The organism is Polaribacter sp. Hel1_85 (assembly GCF_000766795.1).
Lineage (GTDB): Bacteria > Bacteroidota > Bacteroidia > Flavobacteriales > Flavobacteriaceae > Polaribacter.
The window spans coordinates 557,352-576,217 of the sequence record NZ_JPDS01000002.1 but is presented as its reverse complement, the minus strand read 5'-3'; the positions used below and the strand labels follow the sequence as shown (position 1 = coordinate 576,217).

The following is an 18,866-nucleotide window of genomic DNA, read 5'->3' as shown; positions in this document are numbered from 1 at the left end:
TTATTTTTCAATAAATTCTTGTAATTTTTTTACCATAGAACTACTACCACAATAAAAAGGAGCTCGTTCATGAATATCTGTAGGAACAATATCTAATATATTTTCTACACCATTAATTGCAATACCATCTGCTTGCTCTGTTAAAAAAGCTATTGGATTACACTCATAAAGTAGTCTTAATTTTCCTTCTATATTTACTGTGCTATTTGGATATAAATAAATACCTCCTTTTATCATATTTCTATGAAAATCAGATACTAAAGAACCAATATACCTATGTGAATAAGGTCTGTCTTCTTCTACTTTTTGACAGTATTTTATATATTTTTTTACGGGTTCTGGAAAATGACTATAATTACCTTCATTTACAGAGTAAATATTTCCTTTTTCTGGAAATTTCATATCTGGATGAGAAAGATAAAAAGAACCAATTGCTGGATTTAGTGTAAATCCATTAACTCCATCACCTGTTGTATAGACTAACATTGTAGAAGTACCATAAACAACATAACCTGCCGCAACTTGCTCTCTACCTGGTTGTAAAAAATCTTTTTCTTCTACTGGTGTTCCTATTGGTGTAATTCTTCTAAAGATTGAAAAAATTGTTCCTACAGAAACATTCACATCAATATTAGATGACCCATCTAAAGGATCCATAAGAACTACATATTTACCATTAGATTTTTTGTCTAATCCTTCTATAGTTAAAAATTCATCATTTTCTTCAGAAACAATACCACAAACAATGTCTCTATTTTTTAAAGATTGTATAAATGTATTGTTTGCAAAAACATCTAATTTTTGTTGATCTTCACCTTGTACATTTACATCACCAGAATTTCCAAAAAGATCTACTAAACCTGCTTTGTTTACTTCATGGTTTACAACTTTTGCTGCTAAACGTAATGCATTTAAAAGGCTGGACAACTCCCCACTCGAAAAAGGAAAAGAAGATTGATTTTCAATAATAAATTCTCCTAAAGTTCTTTTTTGTTGGTTCATAGATTTTTTAATAATAATTAAACTTATAAATAAGATTTCATCATTAACGCAGCACCTAACGCGCTTTCGTTTTTACAATCAGAAATTTTTATTACAATATCATTTTTTAGTAATTTTAAAAATGATATAAATATTAGATTTTTATTAAATCCTCCAGAGATAAAAACCTCTTTAATAGAAGAATTTTCATCAGAAATTAATTTAATTCCTTTAATTACTTTTTTACTAATTTCAAAAACTAGTTGATAATATGCAGTTTCATAGTTTGCATAGTTTGCTAATAAATTTGGATGTGCTTCAAAATCTTCATCTATTCCTTCGGATAAGAAAACACGTGAATTTTCGTATAATATTTCTTGACACAATTTTTTATTTAATTGAAGATGTAAATGTTTGTTTACATCAACTTTATAAAACTCACTTAATGCTGTTAAGTAAACTTCATGTATTTTTCCTAAAAACTGCATAGATGATTTTATCTGCTGCTTTTCTGGAGTCATAAAGCACAAACAATTATTTTTTAACTGTTGTTGTGTTAAACTATCTTTACTAAAAGGATTCATTGCTATAATCCAAGTTCCTGTAGATAGTAATATAAATTCTTTATTTTTTCTTTTTTCTAACAACGGAATGATCGAAGAAGAACTATCGTGTAAACCAGTTCCTATTGCAATATTTTGACTATTAAATTCTACACTTACAGCTTCTGTACCTTTCTGGGGAGTTGGTAAATTTAATTTATAATCAGAAACCCATTTATGGTATTCCATATTATCAAAATCCCAAGTTGCTGTATGTGCTCCTACAGAAGTAAAATCTGCAGTTATATTTTTTGTAAAAAGATAACTTAAGTATTGTGGGTAATGTAAGATAGTATCTACTTTACTCCAAAATACTGGTTTTTCTTTTTGTAATTTTAAAATTTGAAGCCCAGTATTTAACATTCCATAAGCAGGAGAAGCTGTTTTTCTAGAAAACTCTTCTTTTCCTCCATAAGATTCAAAAGGCTCTTTGTAATCTTCTATGTCTAATGGCTTTAAATAATTATATAAAGGTGTAATTCTTTCTCCATTCTTATCTAAATAAATTAGACTAGCTCCATGTGTAGAAAAATTAATAGCTTTTATAGAATATTCACCTTCAGATTGTATTCTTTTAATTTCACTCTTTATCCAATTTTCGATAGAATCTATATCATCACAAGGATATCCATCTTCATCAGAAACCTCATCAAATTGTGTTGAATTTTGATATACATCTTCAAAGTTTTCATCAAACAAAAGTATTTTTTTATTTGTCTTCCCTATATCAATAACAGCAATTACGTTTATCATGACTGTTCAAAATTTAAGAAAGGTGTTTAACTTAAAAAGTCAAACACCTTTTAATAGTTATTCTTTAAATCCGTATAACGGACCGTAATTTTTACAAGCTCTGTAATCAGCTCCTTCTAATCCTTCTCCAAAAGCAGACCATGCACTTGGTCTAAATACGTCATCTTCACTAACATTATGCATGTTCACAGGAATACGTAACATTGCTGCTAAAGAAATTAAATCTGCACCAATATGTCCATGAGAAATTGCACCGTGATTTGCTCCCCATTTAGCCATTACTGTATACACATCTTTAAAGAAACCTGTACCTGTTGTTCTAGGCACAAACCATGTAGTTGGCCAAGTAGGATTTGTTCTTTCATCTAAAACTTCATGAACATCTTCTGGCAACTCAACACTCCATCCTTCTACAATTTGTAAAACTGGTCCAATTCCTTTAACCAAGTTTATTCTACACATTGTCATTGGTAACTCACCTCTCGTTTTAAATTGTGATGAAAAACCACCACCTCTAAAATATTCTGCAATTGCTGCAGGCCACTTTGTATTATCTAAACATCTTTGAACTTCTTTTTCAGAAATATCCCAGAATGGTTTCATTGTAGGGTTTCCTTCAGCATCTTCTTGTTGTGCAGTTGCATCTAACGTTGTAGATCCAGAATTGATTAAGTGGATAATTCCATCTTTAGCAATACCTGTTAATTTTTTACCTGTAACTCTTTCTACAGACTCAGGACTCCAGTACGTACGTACATCAGAGAATAACTGAGCTTTGTTTGTTAACAAGTGTCCGAACAACATAGAAATTGCATTTAAACAATCGTTTTCTGTTGCAAAAGTATATGCTTGTCTAATTCCATTCCAATCAAAAGATGAATTTAAAATAGACTCAGTATAATCTGCATTTGGTTGGTAATCGGTCCACTGACGTTGACCTTGGAAACCTCCCATAATTGCATTTCTACCTTTAGATTCTTCACCAAAGCCCATTTCTTTTAACTTTGGGTTTCCGTTCATTAAATCTTTACAGATTAAAGTCATTTTCACAACTTTTTCCCACTCAGCTTCTTTTACTTCTGCTGATTTTTGAGCTTCAGGGCTGTTATAGTCTTTTCCTTCTATACAGTTTTCTTTTGTCCAAGCTAATGCTTTTGCATATTCTTCTTGATCAAAAATACCTTCATCTATACGTCTTAAAATTTCTACAGATTCTACAAACTCAGATCTAACACCTAAGTAATCTTGTAAAAAGTTTACATCTACCATAGAACCAGCAATACCCATAGAACTATATCCTATAGATAAATAAGATTTACCATTCATTTGAGCAACAGCCAAACCACCTTTTACAAAACGTAAAATCTTTTCAGAAACGTCTTGAGGAATTGTTTGATCTCCACCATCTTGAACTTCTTTACCATAAATACCAAAAGCTGGTAATCCTTTTTGAGAATATCCTGCCAAAGCAGCTGCTAAATACACAGCACCTGGTCTTTCTGTTCCATTAAATCCCCAAACTGCTTTTGGAGTTGAAGGATCTGTATCCATAACTTCTGTTCCATAACACCAACATGGAGTTACTGTTAATGAAACTTCTACTCCTTCTCTTTTAAATTTATCTGCGCAAGCTGCTGCATCTGCAACACCTCCAATAGTAGTATCTGCAATAACACATTCTACTTTTTCTCCACTAGGAAAACGCAATGTTTCCTCAATTAGTTTAGCTGCAGCCTTAGCCATGTCCATTGTTTGAACTTCTAAAGACTCTCTAACCCCTAATTCACGTCCATCAATCACAGGACGAATTCCTACTTTTGGTAGTCTACCAATTAATCTACTCATGATTTATAATGTTTTTAAGTTTAAATAAACTGTTCTAATTCCGTTAATTGATCGTTAGACAAACCTGCTGGTTTAAAACCTGCTGCCCAACATGTTAACAATAATTTAGCTCCTTTGTTTGATACATCTAAAAAGTCCCAAGCTTTCATTACATCTGGTGCTGTTGCAGTAGCTCCGTGTTTTTCCCATAAAGAAACATTTCTAGTTTTAAAAGCTTCCATAGTTACTTCTGCTAATTGTGCTGTACTAGATAATGCATAAGGTGTGCAATGAACTCCTTTAGGTACAAATACTCTCACCTCAGGACACATCATCCATAATTGTCTATTTAATTCTTCTTCATCATCAAATAACTCATGATGACTCATACAAATCAATTCAATTGGATGCGTATGAACAACTGCTAAATTTTCTGGGTGATATTTAGAGTTAAATAAATGGATACTTGCATGAGAAATCAACTCACATGTTGGTCCAAAATTAGGTCTGTTTCCTCCCCAAATAATAGAATATGCTGATGCATCTTCATTTATATAAAGAATACATGATACTTCTTCTAGCATATCTACTAAATCTCTTAAGTAACATCCTGTTCCAGTAATATAAATTACAAATCCAGCTGATTCTTTAGGAAAATCGAAAGGAACTTCTTCTCCAATTCCCTGAACATCTTCTTTTTTAAAAAACGATGTTAAGTTCATGGAAATATTACCAGCATTTCTTTCTGCCCATTCTCTTTGCCATAAATATCCTGCTACTTTAGATACTTGTTTTAATTCTTGTTGTACTTCAATTGGAAGTTTTAAAGTCTTCATAATCTATTCATTAATTTAGTCAACAAAATTATTAGATTATTCAGTTTAAAAAATATTCAAAAAACGTATTTTTGTATCTAATTTAAACATTGTTTAAAAAATGAAGATTTCTAAAAACACAGGATTAGGAGATCCCTCTACAAACAATCAAAACTTTATTAACCTAAAACTAAAGCTGTTATGCTGCAGATACTGGTTGTTAGATTTATGGGATTGCCATGATATGGTTTTTCCATACTGGAGAATATATTGGAACAAAAATGAAGGTGGTGAATTAATACACAATGATAAAATTACATCTATGAGACCAGAGATGTTATACATTATTCCTCCGTTTACATCATTTTCTTCTCGATTTACCAAAAACCATATTTACAAAACAGGTATCCATGTTTCAGGTAAACATTTAACAAATACTATTGAAGAAATCAACTATGAAGATAAATCGTTGTTTCATTTCTTTACGCATTTTAATTTAGGAGTACCTTTTGATAATGTGTATCCTCGTATTATTGAAATTGAATTAACCGATTATTTAAAAGAAAGGTTAACATACTTAACAGAAAGGTTAAAAATAGAAAATACAGACTTTAAATTAACTTTTAATTTAAAATTACAAGCTTTTATAAAAGAAACACTTACTAATATAGGTCCAGAATTATGGAAAACTATAAACATGGATGACCGAGTTTTAAAAGTAATTCGTTTTATAGAAATAAATGTAAATAAAAAATTAAGTAATTCAGAAATTGCAGACGTAGTGCATATGGCCTCAAATTCTTTTGCTAGATTATTTAAACAAGAAATGAATATTTCTGTTCATAATTTTATTCAGAATAGAAAAATTGCAAAAGCTTGTGATTTATTTGAACATTCTAACAATACAATTGAAGATGTTGCATTTAATCTAGGGTTTTCAGATCGATATCACTTTTCTAGAGTTTTTAAATCCGTAACAGGCTTAACACCTGCTGTTTATAAATCAGGGAAATACACCTAACAGCACTCCTTTTAATCAAGGAAAAATCATCACGAAAAAGGTAAATGTTTAAATTGTACATATTATTGATTGTTCTAGATAAATACTTTAGAGCATTCTATTTATATGTTTGTACAAAACCAAAATATTAAATTTCTTATTCGCTTATAGAAAACACATTCCTCAATAAGCATAAGTCTATAATTAACCGTAAAAACCTTTTAACATGAAACAATTTGATCAATTTATAAACGGAAAGTTTGTTAAATCAACTTCCACAGAAGTAATTGAAATTTTAAACCCTTGTACTGAAGAGGTGTTATCATTAATGCCTGTAGGAAGTGTTACAGATGCAAATTTAGCGTTAAATGCTGCTCAAGCATCACAACATGCATGGAAATCTCTTCCAGCAATTCAGAGAGCAAATTATTTAACTAAAATGGCTACTATTATTCGTGAAAACAGAATTTCTTTAGCTAAAACACTAGCTGCAGAACAAGCTAAAGTAATAGGGTTAGCTCAAGTTGAAATTGATGTAACTGCAGATTATTTTGATTATTATGCAGGTTTTGCAAGAAGAATTGAAGGAGAAATTATACAAAGTGATCGTGCAAAAGAGCACATCTTTTTACATAAAGCACCAATTGGTGTAGCAGTAGGTATTTTACCTTGGAACTTTCCATTCTTTGTAATGGCTAGAAAAGTTGCAGGTTCTTTAATTACAGGAAACACATGTGTAATTAACCCAAGTTCTATAGCACCTAATACAGTTATGGAGTTTGCTGAGTTAATTGAAAAAATAAATATTCCTGCCGGTGTATTAAATTACGTTTGTGGTAAAGGTAGTATTGTTGGTAATGCACTTTCATCAAGCCCTATTACAGGTATAATTAGTTTAACTGGTAGTGTTGGCGCTGGTCAAATGGTAATGGAAGCTGCTTCAAAAAATATTACAAAAGTATCATTAGAATTAGGAGGTAAGGCTCCTGCAATTGTATGTGCAGATGCTAATTTAGAATTAGCTGTTAACGCTGTTGTAACTTCTAGAGTTACGTTTAGCGGTCAAGTATGTAACTGTGCAGAACGTCTTTATGTAGAAGAATCTATTCATGACCAATTTTTAGACATGGTTGCTGCAAAAATGAAAACTTTAAAAGTTGAAGACGCATTTTCTGAAAACAACCCGGATATGAGCTCTTTAGTTTCTAAAGCGCAATTAGATAAAGTTTCTGAAATGGTAGAATATGCGAAGAAAGAAGGAGCTGAAGTTGTTTTAGGTGGGTCTAGAACTCCAGGATATGATAAAGGGTATTTTTATCAACCAACTTTATTAACTAATGTAACTCAGAACATGCAAATTATTCAAGAAGAAGTATTTGGTCCTGTTTTACCAGTGATGAAATTTAGTACACTTGATGAAGCAATTGCTTTAGCTAATGACTGTGAATTTGGATTAACATCTTCTATATTCTCTGAAAACTTTAATAAAGTTATGCATGCTGCAGAAGAATTACAGTATGGAGAAACATATATAAACAGAGAACATTTTGAAGCAATTCAAGGTTTTCACGCTGGATGGAAAAAATCTGGTATAGGTGGTGCTGATGGTAAACACGGAATGGAAGAATACCTTCAAACTAAAGTTATTTACGCACAATACAGGTAAGAATTTTCTGACATAAAATAAAACACTTTTAAATTCCAAGATAACCTCTCAAATCAAGTATCTTTTTAAAAGTGTTTTCTTATTTTTAAAAATAAATATATATATATAATGAGTAACTTAAAAAAAATACCCGTAGTTTCAAAAGAGTATTTGCTTCCATTTATAGTAATAACTTCATTATTCTCTCTATGGGGGTTTGCAAATGATATTACGAACCCAATGGTGGCAGCCTTTGGTACTGTTATGGAAATTTCTACAGCAAAAGCAGCATTAGTACAATTGGCTTTTTATGGTGGTTATGCTACAATGGCAATTCCTGCAGCTTTATTTGTAAGAAAATATAGTTATAAAAAAGGAATTCTTTTAGGTTTATCATTATATGCTGTTGGAGCATTATTATTTTTTCCTGCTGCAGAATTTGAAGTATTTGGTTTCTTTTTAGGATCTTTATATATCTTAACTTTTGGGCTAGCTTTTTTAGAAACAACAGCAAACCCATTTATCCTTTCTATGGGAGATTCAGAAACAGCAACTCAACGTTTAAATTTAGCACAAGCTTTTAATCCTATTGGTTCATTATTTGGAATGTTTGTAGCTTCAAAATTTATCTTAGTTGCTTTAGATTCTGATAAAAGAAACGAAGCTGGAGAACTTATTTTTTCAACATTAAGTGATGCAAAAAAAGCAGTAATTAGAACACATGATTTAGAAATCATTAGAAATCCTTACGTTATTTTAGGTTTTGTTGTTATTGCGATGCTTATCTTAATTGCTGTTATTAAAATGCCACAAAGAACAAAAGTAGAAAAACATTCAAGTGCGGCAGATTCTTTTAAGAGATTATTTAAAAACGGAAAATATAAAGAAGGCGTTTTAGCACAATTATTTTATGTAGCAGCTCAAATTATGTGCTGGACGTTTATTATTCAATACGCAGGTAATTTAGGTATCGCAAAATCAGAAGCACAAAATTACAATATTGTTGCGATGTCTATTTTTTTAGGAAGTAGATTTATTAGTACTTTTTTAATGAAGTATATAAACTCAAAAAAATTACTAATGATTTTTGCTCTTTGTGCAATGACAACTATATCTGGCGTAATTTTAATTGAAGGAATAACTGGTTTATATTTATTAGTTGCTACTTCTGCATTTATGTCTTTAATGTTTCCAACCATTTATGGTATTGCATTAGATGGCCTTACAGAAGAAGATACAGCTTTAGGTGCAGCAGGTTTAGTAATGGCAATTGTAGGTGGTGCATTAATGCCTATTTTACAAGGATTAATGATAGACATGGAATCTATTGGACCATTCTCTGGAGTTAATTTCTCTTTTATATTACCATTTATTTGTTTCTGTTTTATTGCTTTATATGGTTATAGAACATTAAAATTTTATAAATAAAATTTTCGATTTGATGAAGAGATATTGTTTTGCTCTAGATCTAATTAATGACCCTAAATTAATTTCAGAATATAAAAAATATCATGAAAAAATTTGGCCAGAAATCACGAAAAGTATAACATCTGCTGGTATTGAAAACTTAGATATTTACTTAACTGGTAATCGCTTATTTATGATTATGGAAGTAAACGATTCTTTTACTTTTGAAAAGAAAACTATGATGGATTTAGAGAACCCAAAAGTCCAAGAATGGGAAAATCTTATGTGGAAATATCAACAAAAATTACCCTTCGCAAAAGAAGGTGAAAAATGGATGTTAATGGATCAAATTTATAAATTAAAATAACCTCTCAATGAAAGTAGGATTATTCATTCCTTGTTATGTAAATCAATTATATCCACAAGTAGCAATTGCAACTTTAGAATTACTAGAGAAGCTAAATGTTGATGTTTATTATCCATCAACTCAAACGTGTTGTGGACAACCTTTAGGAAATTCAGGATATGAAGACGACTCAAAAGGAGCTTGTCAATTATTTGTTGAAAATTTTAAAGAATATGACTATATCGTAGGTCCTTCTGGAAGTTGTATTTATCATGTTAAAAAACATTTTGACATTTTAGAACAAACACCAGATGTAATAAAAGTTAGAAACAATGCTTATGAATTATGTGAGTTTATCACTAAAATATTAGGTAAAACTGATTTAGGTGCTAAATTTCCACATAAAGTAGGTTTACACAAAAGTTGTCACGGATTACGTGGTTTACACTTAGGATCTTGTTCAGAAAGAATGGATCCACATTTTTCTACTGAAGAAAATTTATTAAATGCTGTTGAAGGATTAGAATTAATGTCCTTAAATAGAAAAGATGAATGTTGTGGTTTTGGAGGAACATTTTCTGTTTTTGAAGAAGCTATTTCAGTAAAAATGGGAAAAGATAGAATCCAAGATCATATAGATAGTGATGTAGAAGTAATTACAGGAGCAGATCATTCTTGTTTAATGCATTTAGAAGGTTTAATTAATAGACAAAAAAAACCTTTAAAAGTGATGCATATAGCAGAAATATTAAACAAAAGTATATAAACAACTATGGCTCACGCAGAAAAAGCAACAGAATTTAATAAAGACGAGGCTAAGGTTAATTGGCACGACAAAGCTTTGTGGTATGTTAGAGAAAAGAGAGATAAATCAGCGCATGGTGTTATTGGTTGGGAACATTTAAGAGATGTTGCTTCTGGTATTAAAGCCAATGTTTTATCTAACTTAGATAACTATTTAATTGAATTTGAAAAAAATGCTCAAAATAATGGCATAAAAGTTCATTGGGCTTCGGATGCAAAAGAACACAATGAAATTGTTTCTAAAATATTAGCAGACAACAATGCTAAAAAAGTAGTAAAAAGTAAGTCTATGCTTACTGAAGAATGTCATTTAAACCCACATTTAGAAGCGCAAGGTATTGAAGTTGTTGATACAGATTTAGGTGAGTATATTGTACAAATTGCAAAAGAAACACCAAGTCATATTGTTTTACCTGCAATTCATAAAACAAAAGAAGAAGTAGATGAATTGTTTCAAGAACATTTAGGAACTGAACCAAGTGGTGGAAATCCTGAATATTTAACAAATGAAGCAAGAAAACATCTTAGAAATAAATTTTTAAATGCAGATGCAGCTATAACTGGTGTAAATTTTGCTATTGCAGAAACTGGCGGAATTGTAGTTTGTACAAATGAAGGTAATGCAGATATGGGTTCTCATTTAGCAAACGTTCATATTGCTTCTATGGGGATTGAAAAAATTATTCCAAAAGAAAAAAATTTAGGAGTCTTTTTACGATTGCTTGCAAGAAGTGCTACAGGACAACCAATTACTACCTATTCTTCTCATTTCAACAAACCTGCTAAAGGAAAAGAAATGCATATTGTTATTGTTGATAATGGAAGAACAGAACAATTAAGTAGAGAAGATTTTAGAGCATCTTTACACTGTATTCGTTGTGGTGCTTGTATGAATACATGTCCTATTTACAGAAGAAGTGGTGGTCATAGTTACGATGCTACTATTCCAGGACCAATTGGATCAATTTTGTCACCAGGAAAAGACTTGACAAAACATAGTTCTTTACCATTTGCATCTACTTTATGTGGATCTTGTTCTAATGTTTGTCCTGTTAAAATTAACATTCACGAACAGTTGTACAAATGGCGACAAGTAATTGTTAAAGATGTAAAACAACCTGTTGTTAAGAAATCTATTTTAAAAGTTGCAGGAGGAGTTTTAGCTAATCGAAAATTATATAATTTTAGTGGTAGAATGGCTAGGTTTATGCTAAAGTATGCTCCAAGATTTATTGTATACTCTAAATTGAATGCATGGGGTAAAGCTCGTGATTTACCTGAAGTAAAAGGTCAAAATTTTGATCAATGGTATAAAGTTAAAAGAAAGAAATAATGGGTAGAGAAGCTATATTAAAATCGATTAAAGAAAACAAACCAACAGGTATTCCTCTACCAGAAATAGATTTAAATAATTTTATCGAAGACATCAATTTATTAGAAGAATTTAAAGAAAAAGCTCAAGTAGTTGGTGGTACTATTAATGAATTAGAATCTTCTGAAACTATTGAAGATGTAATAAAAAAACAATATCCAAATGCAAAAGAAATTGTTGACTGTAGTAAGAAGTTAACTTCTTTGACATCAATATCAATTTCTGAGGAAACTAATCCAAAAGATTTACAAAATATCGATTTAGCGATTATACAAGGCGAATTTGGCGTTGCTGAAAATGGTGCTGTATGGATTTCTGAAAATTCGTTTCCAGTTAGGGTTTTACCTTTTATCACAAATGATTTGGTTCTCGTTTTAGAAAAAGAAAAAATATGCCAACATATGCATGAAGGATTTCAATTGATATCAGAAAGAGAGAGAACGTTTGGAGTTTTTATTTCTGGTCCATCAAAGACTGCTGATATTGAACAATGTTTAGTTGTTGGAGCACAAGGAGCAATGAGTTTATCTGTTATTTTGATATAAAAATTAGACAAACCTAAAATATTGTAATATCTTTTTTTTAACTATTGCAAATCATAAGTTGTTTACTCACAAAAAATAACAGTTATTAAAATAAATTTAAAATTTAATTGAAAATACCTATCAGTTGATGATTTAAGAAAAAGAGCAATGGTAAAAGTGCCAAAGGTTGCTTTTGAATATTTAGATGGTAGATGTAATGAAGATTTCAATTTAGATAAAAACAGAACTGTTTGGTCATACATATGATGTGCCTTTTGGAATTGCTTCTGTAGATTTACAAGGACTGATGTAACCAAATTCTCGAGAGATTTTGGCTAAATCTGCAAAGAAACATAATATTCCATTTATATTAAGTACAGTTAATACTTCTAGTATAAAGCGTATGGCAGAAATTACAGAAGAAAAATCATGATTTTTATTATATCACCCAGCAGAAGAAACTGTAAAACGTGATTTGTTAGATAGAGCTGCTGCTGTTGGTACAGACTTACTAGTTATTTTAGCTGATGTGCCTACATTTGGATTTAGACCATGTGATGTTTTTGATGGATTGGCAATGCACCCAAGTATGAGTCTTAAAAATATTATTGAAGTAATGAGAAAGCCAGATTGGACTTTACAGACTTTAATGCATGGACAGACAAGTTTTAAAACTTTGAAAAAATATATGCCCAAAAAAGAACTTAGCTTAAAAAAGTTAGGAGAATTTATGAATGCTACTTTTTCTGGTAGATTAAATGAAGATAGAATTGCTTCAATTCGCGATCATTGGAAAGGTAAATTAATTATAAAATGAGTAGTAAGCAAAGAAGATGCTAAAAGATCTATTGATTTAGATGGTATTATTGTATCAAATCATAGAGGTCGTCAATTAGATGCGGGGCAATCTTCTATAGTTGCTATGAATTATTTAGTAAAAAAAAGTTTTTAGAAAATTACAGTTCATTTCCTGAATTGCACAAAAAAGTTTTAAAACAAGGAGGAGTAGAATGGAAACTTCTTATTGAACATCCACAAGATTATTATGTTGCAGATAGCGGATTCGCTAGACACCTCAAAAGCCTTAATCTTTTAGATTGAGGCTTTTTTTTGTATATTACAAAACGAAACATAAGATATAAAGGTCTTTATTTATGATTTTATGACATTTGTCATGAATCATAAAATTTGTTAAAAGTACTTTTGATTTATATTAAAGTAAGCCTAAATACAATTTGAGTTAAATCATTTTTTAGATAAGAGAAATAAAAATCATATTGAAAAATAAAATAAAAATTTTACCAAAAGAGTCTAATTGGAGAAAAACGGCATTATTTTTTATAGCTGTCATTATCGGTTTAGGTTTGTTTATGGCAAAAGAATCTAAAGTGATTTCTTATCTTTCAGACGATCCTCAAGCTTGTGTAAATTGCCATGTGATGACACCAGTTTATAATAGTTGGATGCATAGTTCTCATAGACAATGGGCAAAATGTAATGATTGTCATGTACCCCATGATAATGTTTTTAATAAATATTTCTTTAAAGCCAAAGACGGTTTGTATCATGCCTCCGTTTTTACAGCAAGAGCAGAGCCAGATGTAATTGAAATGAAAGAAGCTTCTCAAGAAGTGGTTCAAAACAATTGTATTCGCTGTCATGTTCAGTTAGTAACTCAAACAAAGTATGATGGTTATTTAGAAAATCATAAAGAGAATAGAACTACAAGAAAATGTTGGAGTTGCCATAAACAAGTTCCTCATGGAAAAGTACATGGTTTATTAACAATTAAGTTTAATGTTGCGCCTTTGCCAACAGATCAAGAAGAAACTGTTATTCCTTCTTGGTTAGCTGAAAAAATAAAAAAATAAATATTTTAAGATGAAAAATAAAGTACTATTTGTAGTAACAATTATAGTGGTTTTCTTATTAGGGCTTTTAGCCTCGAGTATTGTAAATAGAAAATCAGAAGCAAAATATAAATATGTTCCTCAGGTAAATATTTCTGAAAATGAACCAAGAAATGAGGTTTGGGGAGAAAATTTTCCATTAGAATATCAATCTTCATTACAAACATTAGATACTACTTTTGCCTCTTTTCAAGGTGGTTCTGCAATGCGTGATGTTTTAGAAGAAGATCCTAATTTAGTAATTCTATTTGCAGGTTATGGTTTTTCAAAAGATTACAATCAAGGTAGAGGACATGCTTATGCAATTGAAGACCTTAGAAACTCATTAAGAACTGGTGGACCTAAAGGAAAAGGTGATGGACCAATGCCAGCAACTTGTTGGACCTGTAAAAGTCCTGATGTACCAAGATTAATGAACGAAATTGGTGTTGCTGAATTTTATAGTGGAAAATGGGCAGATAAAGGAGCAGAAATTGTAAATAATATTGGTTGTGCAGATTGTCATAATCCAAAGACAATGAAATTACAAATTTCTAGACCAGCACTTGTAGAAGCTTTTGATGCTATGGGTAAAGACATTAATAAAGCAACTCATAACGAAATGAGATCTTTAGTTTGTGCTCAATGTCATGTTGAATATTATTTTGATAAAAAAATATCTGGTAAAGAAGGAGTTCCTTATTTAAAGTTTCCTTGGGAAAACGGTATGACTGTTGAAGCAATGGAAGAATATTATGATAATATTAAATTTTCTGATTGGACTCATAAAATTAGTAGAACACCAATGTTAAAAGCACAACATCCAGGATATGAAACTTTCGTAACTGGGGTTCATGCAGATAGAGGTGTTTCTTGTGCAGATTGCCATATGCCTTATAAAAGTGAAGGTGGTCAGAAATTTACAGATCACCATATTCAATCTCCTTTAAACAATACATCAAATGCATGTCAGGTTTGTCACAGAGAAGATTCTAAAAAGTTAATTGCTAATGTTTATGAGAGACAAAACAAAGCAAAAGAAAATAGATTAAACTTAGAAGATTTATTAGTGAGAGCTCATTTAGAAGCAAAAAAATGTTGGGATTTAGGTGCAACAGAAGCACAAATGAAAGATATTTTAGTAGATATTAGACACGCTCAATGGCGTTGGGATTATTCTGCAGCATCTCATGGAGCTTCTTTTCACTCACCTGTTGAAACAGCAAGAGTTATTGGAGGAGGTTTGGTAAAAGCACAAGATGCAAGAATAAAATTAGCAAGAATGTTAGCTACTTTAGGTCATAACAAACCAATAGATATGCCAGATGTTTCTACTAAAGAATTAGCCCAAGAATATATTGGTTTAGATATGAAAAAATTAAGAGCTGAAAAGGCAGCATTTAAGAAAAATCTATTACCAAAATGGTTAGAAGAAGCTAAAAAACGAGAAGATAAAATGGAAATTAATACAAATGCTTCATTAAAAAAATAAGCATCAATCAATAAAAAGAAAGATACCTTTTTTAATTTAAGAAGGTATCTTTTTTATGTATAAAAACTAAAGCGCCATTCAATGAATAGATTATCAAAAATTTTTTCCTCATCTTTTTTAGCAATTATCTTATTGCTAACATTTGCAGTATCTATGGCTGTTGCAACTTTTATAGAGAATGATTATGGTATAACAACTGCTTGGAAAATTGTTTATGATGCTTGGTGGTTTGAAATGGTAATGTTAGGTTTAGGAGTTTGCTTTATTTTTAATATTTTTAAATATAATTTATGGTCTCTCAAAAAATGGCCTATTTTATTATTTCATTTATCATTTGTGGTTATTCTAATTGGAGCAAGTATTACAAGATACGCTTCGTATGGAGGAATTATGAGGGTAAGAGAAGGAGCTTCATCAAATGTAATATTATCTAGTAATAATTACATTCACATTCATTTAACAGACGGAAAAAAAACAAAGACAATTAGTAAACAATTAAGTTTCTCTCCTATAAGTAATAATAATTTTAGTGTTGAAACAGATTTTAATAATCTACCTATTACTGTTTCTTATAATAACTTTATTGCAGACGCTGTTCCTCAAATAGTAGAAGATACTAAAAATGGAAAATTTATAATTGAAATGGTTGTTTCTGCAGGTAACGGAAGAGAAACTGTCTTTTTAGAAAGAGGAGAAGTAGAAGCTATTGGAGCGCATCAACATAAAATTGGTTTCGAATCTGATGAAGAAGATGTCATTAATATTACTGAAAAAGAAGGTGTTTTTAACATTCTTTCTCCCAGAGATTTAAGCTCATTTGTAATGGCTACTGAAACTGCTAGTACAATTAAAAAGGATAGTTTACATGCTTTAAATTTGAGAACATTATATAGAGATGGAGATGCATCTTTTGTGCTTTTATCATATCACCCAAAAGGAAAAATAGATTTGGTTAGTGGTGCTGAAAAACCTAAAGATAATGATGAACTAAAAGACGATGCTTTAATTGTAAATGTGAAAGTAAATGATAAACTTAAACAAACAAAATTACTTTATAGACAAGGGTTTTTACCAACAGAACATAAAGTAGAATTTGATAATTTAAAAATGTCTTTATCTTATGGTTCTAAAATTATTAGAACTCCTTTTTCTATTCATTTAGATGATTTTCAATTAGATCGTTATCCTGGTTCTACAAGTCCTTCTGCATATGCAAGTGAAGTTCAGGTTATTGATGGAGAGGAGCGTTTTTTACATAGAATTTTTATGAATAATGTTTTAGATTATAAAGGGTATCGTTTTTTTCAGGCAAGTTATGATACTGATGAATTAGGTACCGTTTTATCTGTAAATCACGATGCTTTAGGAACAAATGTTACTTATTTAGGATATTTTTTAATGATGATTGGTATGTTTTTTACTCTTTTTGGTAAAGGATCTCGTTTTACTCAAATTAACCAAAAACTGAAAAAACTAAAGAATAAAACGGCATTATTGTTATTAATGTTCTTATCAATTACAAGTAGTTCTTTTTCTCAGCAAAAAAATCCGGTAATTAATATTGAAACAATTCAGAAACAAACTATAGACGTGCAACATGCAGATTTGTTTGGACGTTTAATGGTACAAGATTTAGATGGACGAATAAAGCCAATAAATACATTGGCTTCAGAGTTTTTGAGAAAACTAACTAGAAAACCTTATTTTAAATTTACTCAAAATGGAGAAAGTATTCGTTTAGATGCTAATCAGGCGTTTTTAGCAATGCAATCTGCAGCCAATGTTTGGCAGTACATTCCATTAATTAAGGTTGATGAGAAAAAAGGTGGAGAATTGTTTTCGAACTTAAAGATAAGCGAAAATGGCATGGTTTCTTTTGTTGGTATGTTAGATGATAAAGGAGATTACAAATTAGGAAAAGTAGTTGAAAACGCAAATAAAAAGAAACCAGCAGAAAGAAGTGAGTTTGATAAAGAGGTTTTAAAAGTTGATGAGCGCTTCAATATTTTATACAATGTTTTTTCTGGAAATTATTTAAAAATTTTTCCAAACAGTAATGATGAGAATAACAAATGGCATAGTCCAACACACGATTTTAAAGATTTTCCTATTGAAGATGGAAACTTTGCTAAAAGCATAACTGCTACTTATTTTAAAGATGTAAACAATAAAAATTGGGTTGCTGCCAGTGAGAAACTAGAGTACATAAAGAAATTTCAAGATGTTTTAGGAAAAGAAATTATTCCGAGTAGAAAAAGAGTAGAAGCAGAATTATGGTACAATCAATTAAACTTAAATTTTTGGTTGTTTCAAGTGTTTTTTGTTTTAGGAACCCTACTTTTAATTTTATCAATAGTAAAAATTCTAACAAGAAAAAAGCTAGTAGATGCTATTTGGAACGGAACCATTGTTTTAACCCTTATCTTTTTTCTTTGCTTTACAGCAAACATCATTTTAAGATGGTATGTTGCACAACATGCACCTTGGAGTAATGGTTACGAAATGTTAATCTTTGTTGCATGGGTTTTATTACTGTGTGGTTTGTTAACGTTTAGAAAATCAGATTTTTCATTGCCACTAGCAACGTTATTTTCAGGAGCACTTTTATTTGTAAGTTATTTAGATTGGTTAAGTCCAGAAATTACCAATTTAATGCCTGTTTTAAAATCATTTTGGTTAAAAATCCATGTTGCAACCATTGTAAGTAGTTATGCGCCATTAGCACTTTCTGCAATTTTAGGTTTTATGGCTTTGTTATTAATGATTTTTAAAACGGAAAAGACAAAGAAAATCATTAATATTAAAATTAAAGAACTTACTTATATCAATGAAATATCAATGACAATTGGTTTGTTTGTATTGGCTGTTGGTACTTTTTTAGGCGGAATTTGGGCAAACGAATCTTGGGGACGTTATTGGGCTTGGGATCCAAAAGAAACTTGGGCGCTAATTAGTATAATTGTGTATGCAATAGTTTTACATTTAAGATTTATACCCGCTTTAAGAAGTAATTATGTTCTAAATACAGTGAGTGTTTTTGCTTTTGGATCTATAATTATGACCTCTTTTGGAGTAAATTATTATTTATCTGGTTTACATAGTTATGCAGCAGGAGATCCTGTACCAATCCCAACATTTATTTATGTATTAGTTGCGATAGTTATTATAGTTTCTGTAATGGCATATCTTAGAAATAAGAGGTTTAAGAAGGGTAAGTAGTTGCCAGTTGTCTCTTTTAGTGAAAACAAAAAAATGTTGAGTTTTGTAGCTACAATATAACTAATACAGTTTCATTTTTTAATTTAAATTGAGTTAAATAACTGTAAAATAGCGATTTACTTATAGTTGGTAAATTGCAATTCACCGAACTTTAACTACCGTTTATCGAAAATTAATATAAAAGACTGAAGTT

Annotated in this window: 14 protein-coding genes and 1 pseudogene; 11 read left to right on the top strand and 4 right to left on the bottom strand. The window is 30.4% G+C overall.

The features are described from left to right. Genes fbp through rhaD form a run of 4 tightly spaced genes read right to left on the bottom strand, consistent with a single transcriptional unit; the run spans window position 1 to window position 4,996 of the window. The gene (fbp, locus tag PHEL85_RS09775; RefSeq protein WP_036824547.1) at window positions 1-1,002 is read right to left on the bottom strand and encodes a class 1 fructose-bisphosphatase; all 1,002 of its coding nucleotides are present in this window, start codon (window positions 1,000-1,002) and stop codon (window positions 1-3) included. A gap of 23 nt (window positions 1,003-1,025) precedes the next feature. Further along, window positions 1,026-2,336 carry an FGGY family carbohydrate kinase gene (locus PHEL85_RS09770; RefSeq protein WP_052108522.1) on the bottom strand — a complete coding sequence of 437 codons (1,311 nt, stop codon included), beginning with the start codon at window positions 2,334-2,336 and terminating at the stop codon, window positions 1,026-1,028. A 57-nt stretch (window positions 2,337-2,393) separates the two neighbouring features. Next, on the bottom strand, window positions 2,394-4,181 hold the full coding sequence (locus PHEL85_RS09765) for an L-fucose isomerase (RefSeq protein WP_036824545.1): 1,788 nt from the start codon (window positions 4,179-4,181) through the stop codon (window positions 2,394-2,396). 20 nt (window positions 4,182-4,201) lie between these two features. Then, on the bottom strand, window positions 4,202-4,996 hold the full coding sequence (gene rhaD / locus PHEL85_RS09760; RefSeq protein WP_036824542.1) for a rhamnulose-1-phosphate aldolase: 795 nt from the start codon (window positions 4,994-4,996) through the stop codon (window positions 4,202-4,204). 100 nt (window positions 4,997-5,096) lie between these two features. On the opposite strand from rhaD, the gene PHEL85_RS09755 reads away from it, so the two are divergent. The 11 genes and pseudogenes from PHEL85_RS09755 (at window position 5,097) to ccsA (ending at window position 18,673) form a co-directional block, all read left to right on the top strand. Next, window positions 5,097-5,996, top strand: coding sequence for a helix-turn-helix domain-containing protein (locus tag PHEL85_RS09755; protein WP_036824539.1), 900 nt, complete (start codon window positions 5,097-5,099; stop codon window positions 5,994-5,996). A 205-nt stretch (window positions 5,997-6,201) separates the two neighbouring features. Continuing rightward, window positions 6,202-7,641, top strand: a complete 1,440-nt coding sequence (gene aldA / locus PHEL85_RS09750; RefSeq protein WP_036824537.1) for an aldehyde dehydrogenase — start codon at window positions 6,202-6,204, stop codon at window positions 7,639-7,641. A gap of 108 nt (window positions 7,642-7,749) precedes the next feature. Then, entirely contained in the window at window positions 7,750-9,048 is a 1,299-nt protein-coding gene (fucP, locus tag PHEL85_RS09745; RefSeq protein ID WP_036824535.1) for an L-fucose:H+ symporter permease, read from the top strand. A gap of 13 nt (window positions 9,049-9,061) precedes the next feature. Then, window positions 9,062-9,394, top strand: a complete 333-nt coding sequence (locus PHEL85_RS09740) for an L-rhamnose mutarotase (RefSeq protein WP_036824533.1) — start codon at window positions 9,062-9,064, stop codon at window positions 9,392-9,394. Window positions 9,395-9,401: 7 nt separating this feature from the next. Beyond that, window positions 9,402-10,139, top strand: a complete 738-nt coding sequence (locus PHEL85_RS09735) for a (Fe-S)-binding protein (protein ID WP_036824530.1) — start codon at window positions 9,402-9,404, stop codon at window positions 10,137-10,139. A 6-nt stretch (window positions 10,140-10,145) separates the two neighbouring features. Next, window positions 10,146-11,510, top strand: a complete 1,365-nt coding sequence (locus PHEL85_RS09730; protein WP_036824527.1) for a lactate utilization protein B — start codon at window positions 10,146-10,148, stop codon at window positions 11,508-11,510. Next, on the top strand, window positions 11,510-12,094 hold the full coding sequence (locus PHEL85_RS09725; protein ID WP_036824524.1) for a lactate utilization protein C: 585 nt from the start codon (window positions 11,510-11,512) through the stop codon (window positions 12,092-12,094). The genes PHEL85_RS09730 and PHEL85_RS09725 overlap by 1 nt, the downstream gene beginning before the upstream one ends. 454 nt (window positions 12,095-12,548) lie before the next feature. Further along, a pseudogene (locus tag PHEL85_RS18270) lies at window positions 12,549-13,025 on the top strand (alpha-hydroxy-acid oxidizing protein). A gap of 325 nt (window positions 13,026-13,350) precedes the next feature. Then, the gene (nrfH, locus tag PHEL85_RS09715) at window positions 13,351-13,944 is read left to right on the top strand and encodes a cytochrome c nitrite reductase small subunit (RefSeq protein ID WP_081965110.1); all 594 of its coding nucleotides are present in this window, start codon (window positions 13,351-13,353) and stop codon (window positions 13,942-13,944) included. 10 nt (window positions 13,945-13,954) lie between these two features. Beyond that, complete coding sequence (gene nrfA, locus PHEL85_RS09710) at window positions 13,955-15,454, top strand: ammonia-forming cytochrome c nitrite reductase (protein WP_036824521.1); 1,500 nt, start codon at window positions 13,955-13,957, stop codon at window positions 15,452-15,454. A gap of 81 nt (window positions 15,455-15,535) precedes the next feature. Beyond that, window positions 15,536-18,673: a cytochrome c biogenesis protein gene (gene ccsA, locus PHEL85_RS09705; protein ID WP_036824518.1), complete on the top strand. Its 3,138-nt coding sequence runs from the start codon at window positions 15,536-15,538 to the stop codon at window positions 18,671-18,673. The last annotated feature ends 193 nt before the right edge of the window (window positions 18,674-18,866 follow it).

Excerpts from the sequence above, each read along its gene's own strand:
- PHEL85_RS09730 (WP_036824527.1), top strand. The coding sequence starts at position 10,146 with ATGGCTCACGCAGAAAAAGCAACAGAATTTAATAAAGACGAGGCTAAG.
- fucP (WP_036824535.1), top strand. The coding sequence starts at position 7,750 with ATGAGTAACTTAAAAAAAATACCCGTAGTTTCAAAAGAGTATTTGCTT.
- fbp (WP_036824547.1), bottom strand. The coding sequence starts at position 1,002 with ATGAACCAACAAAAAAGAACTTTAGGAGAATTTATTATTGAAAATCAA.
- ccsA (WP_036824518.1), top strand. The coding sequence starts at position 15,536 with ATGAATAGATTATCAAAAATTTTTTCCTCATCTTTTTTAGCAATTATC.
- PHEL85_RS09770 (WP_052108522.1), bottom strand. The coding sequence starts at position 2,336 with ATGATAAACGTAATTGCTGTTATTGATATAGGGAAGACAAATAAAAAA.
- PHEL85_RS09725 (WP_036824524.1), top strand. The coding sequence starts at position 11,510 with ATGGGTAGAGAAGCTATATTAAAATCGATTAAAGAAAACAAACCAACA.
- PHEL85_RS09740 (WP_036824533.1), top strand. The coding sequence starts at position 9,062 with ATGAAGAGATATTGTTTTGCTCTAGATCTAATTAATGACCCTAAATTA.
- nrfA (WP_036824521.1), top strand. The coding sequence starts at position 13,955 with ATGAAAAATAAAGTACTATTTGTAGTAACAATTATAGTGGTTTTCTTA.
- aldA (WP_036824537.1), top strand. The coding sequence starts at position 6,202 with ATGAAACAATTTGATCAATTTATAAACGGAAAGTTTGTTAAATCAACT.
- rhaD (WP_036824542.1), bottom strand. The coding sequence starts at position 4,996 with ATGAAGACTTTAAAACTTCCAATTGAAGTACAACAAGAATTAAAACAA.
- PHEL85_RS09765 (WP_036824545.1), bottom strand. The coding sequence starts at position 4,181 with ATGAGTAGATTAATTGGTAGACTACCAAAAGTAGGAATTCGTCCTGTG.
- PHEL85_RS09755 (WP_036824539.1), top strand. The coding sequence starts at position 5,097 with ATGAAGATTTCTAAAAACACAGGATTAGGAGATCCCTCTACAAACAAT.
- PHEL85_RS09735 (WP_036824530.1), top strand. The coding sequence starts at position 9,402 with ATGAAAGTAGGATTATTCATTCCTTGTTATGTAAATCAATTATATCCA.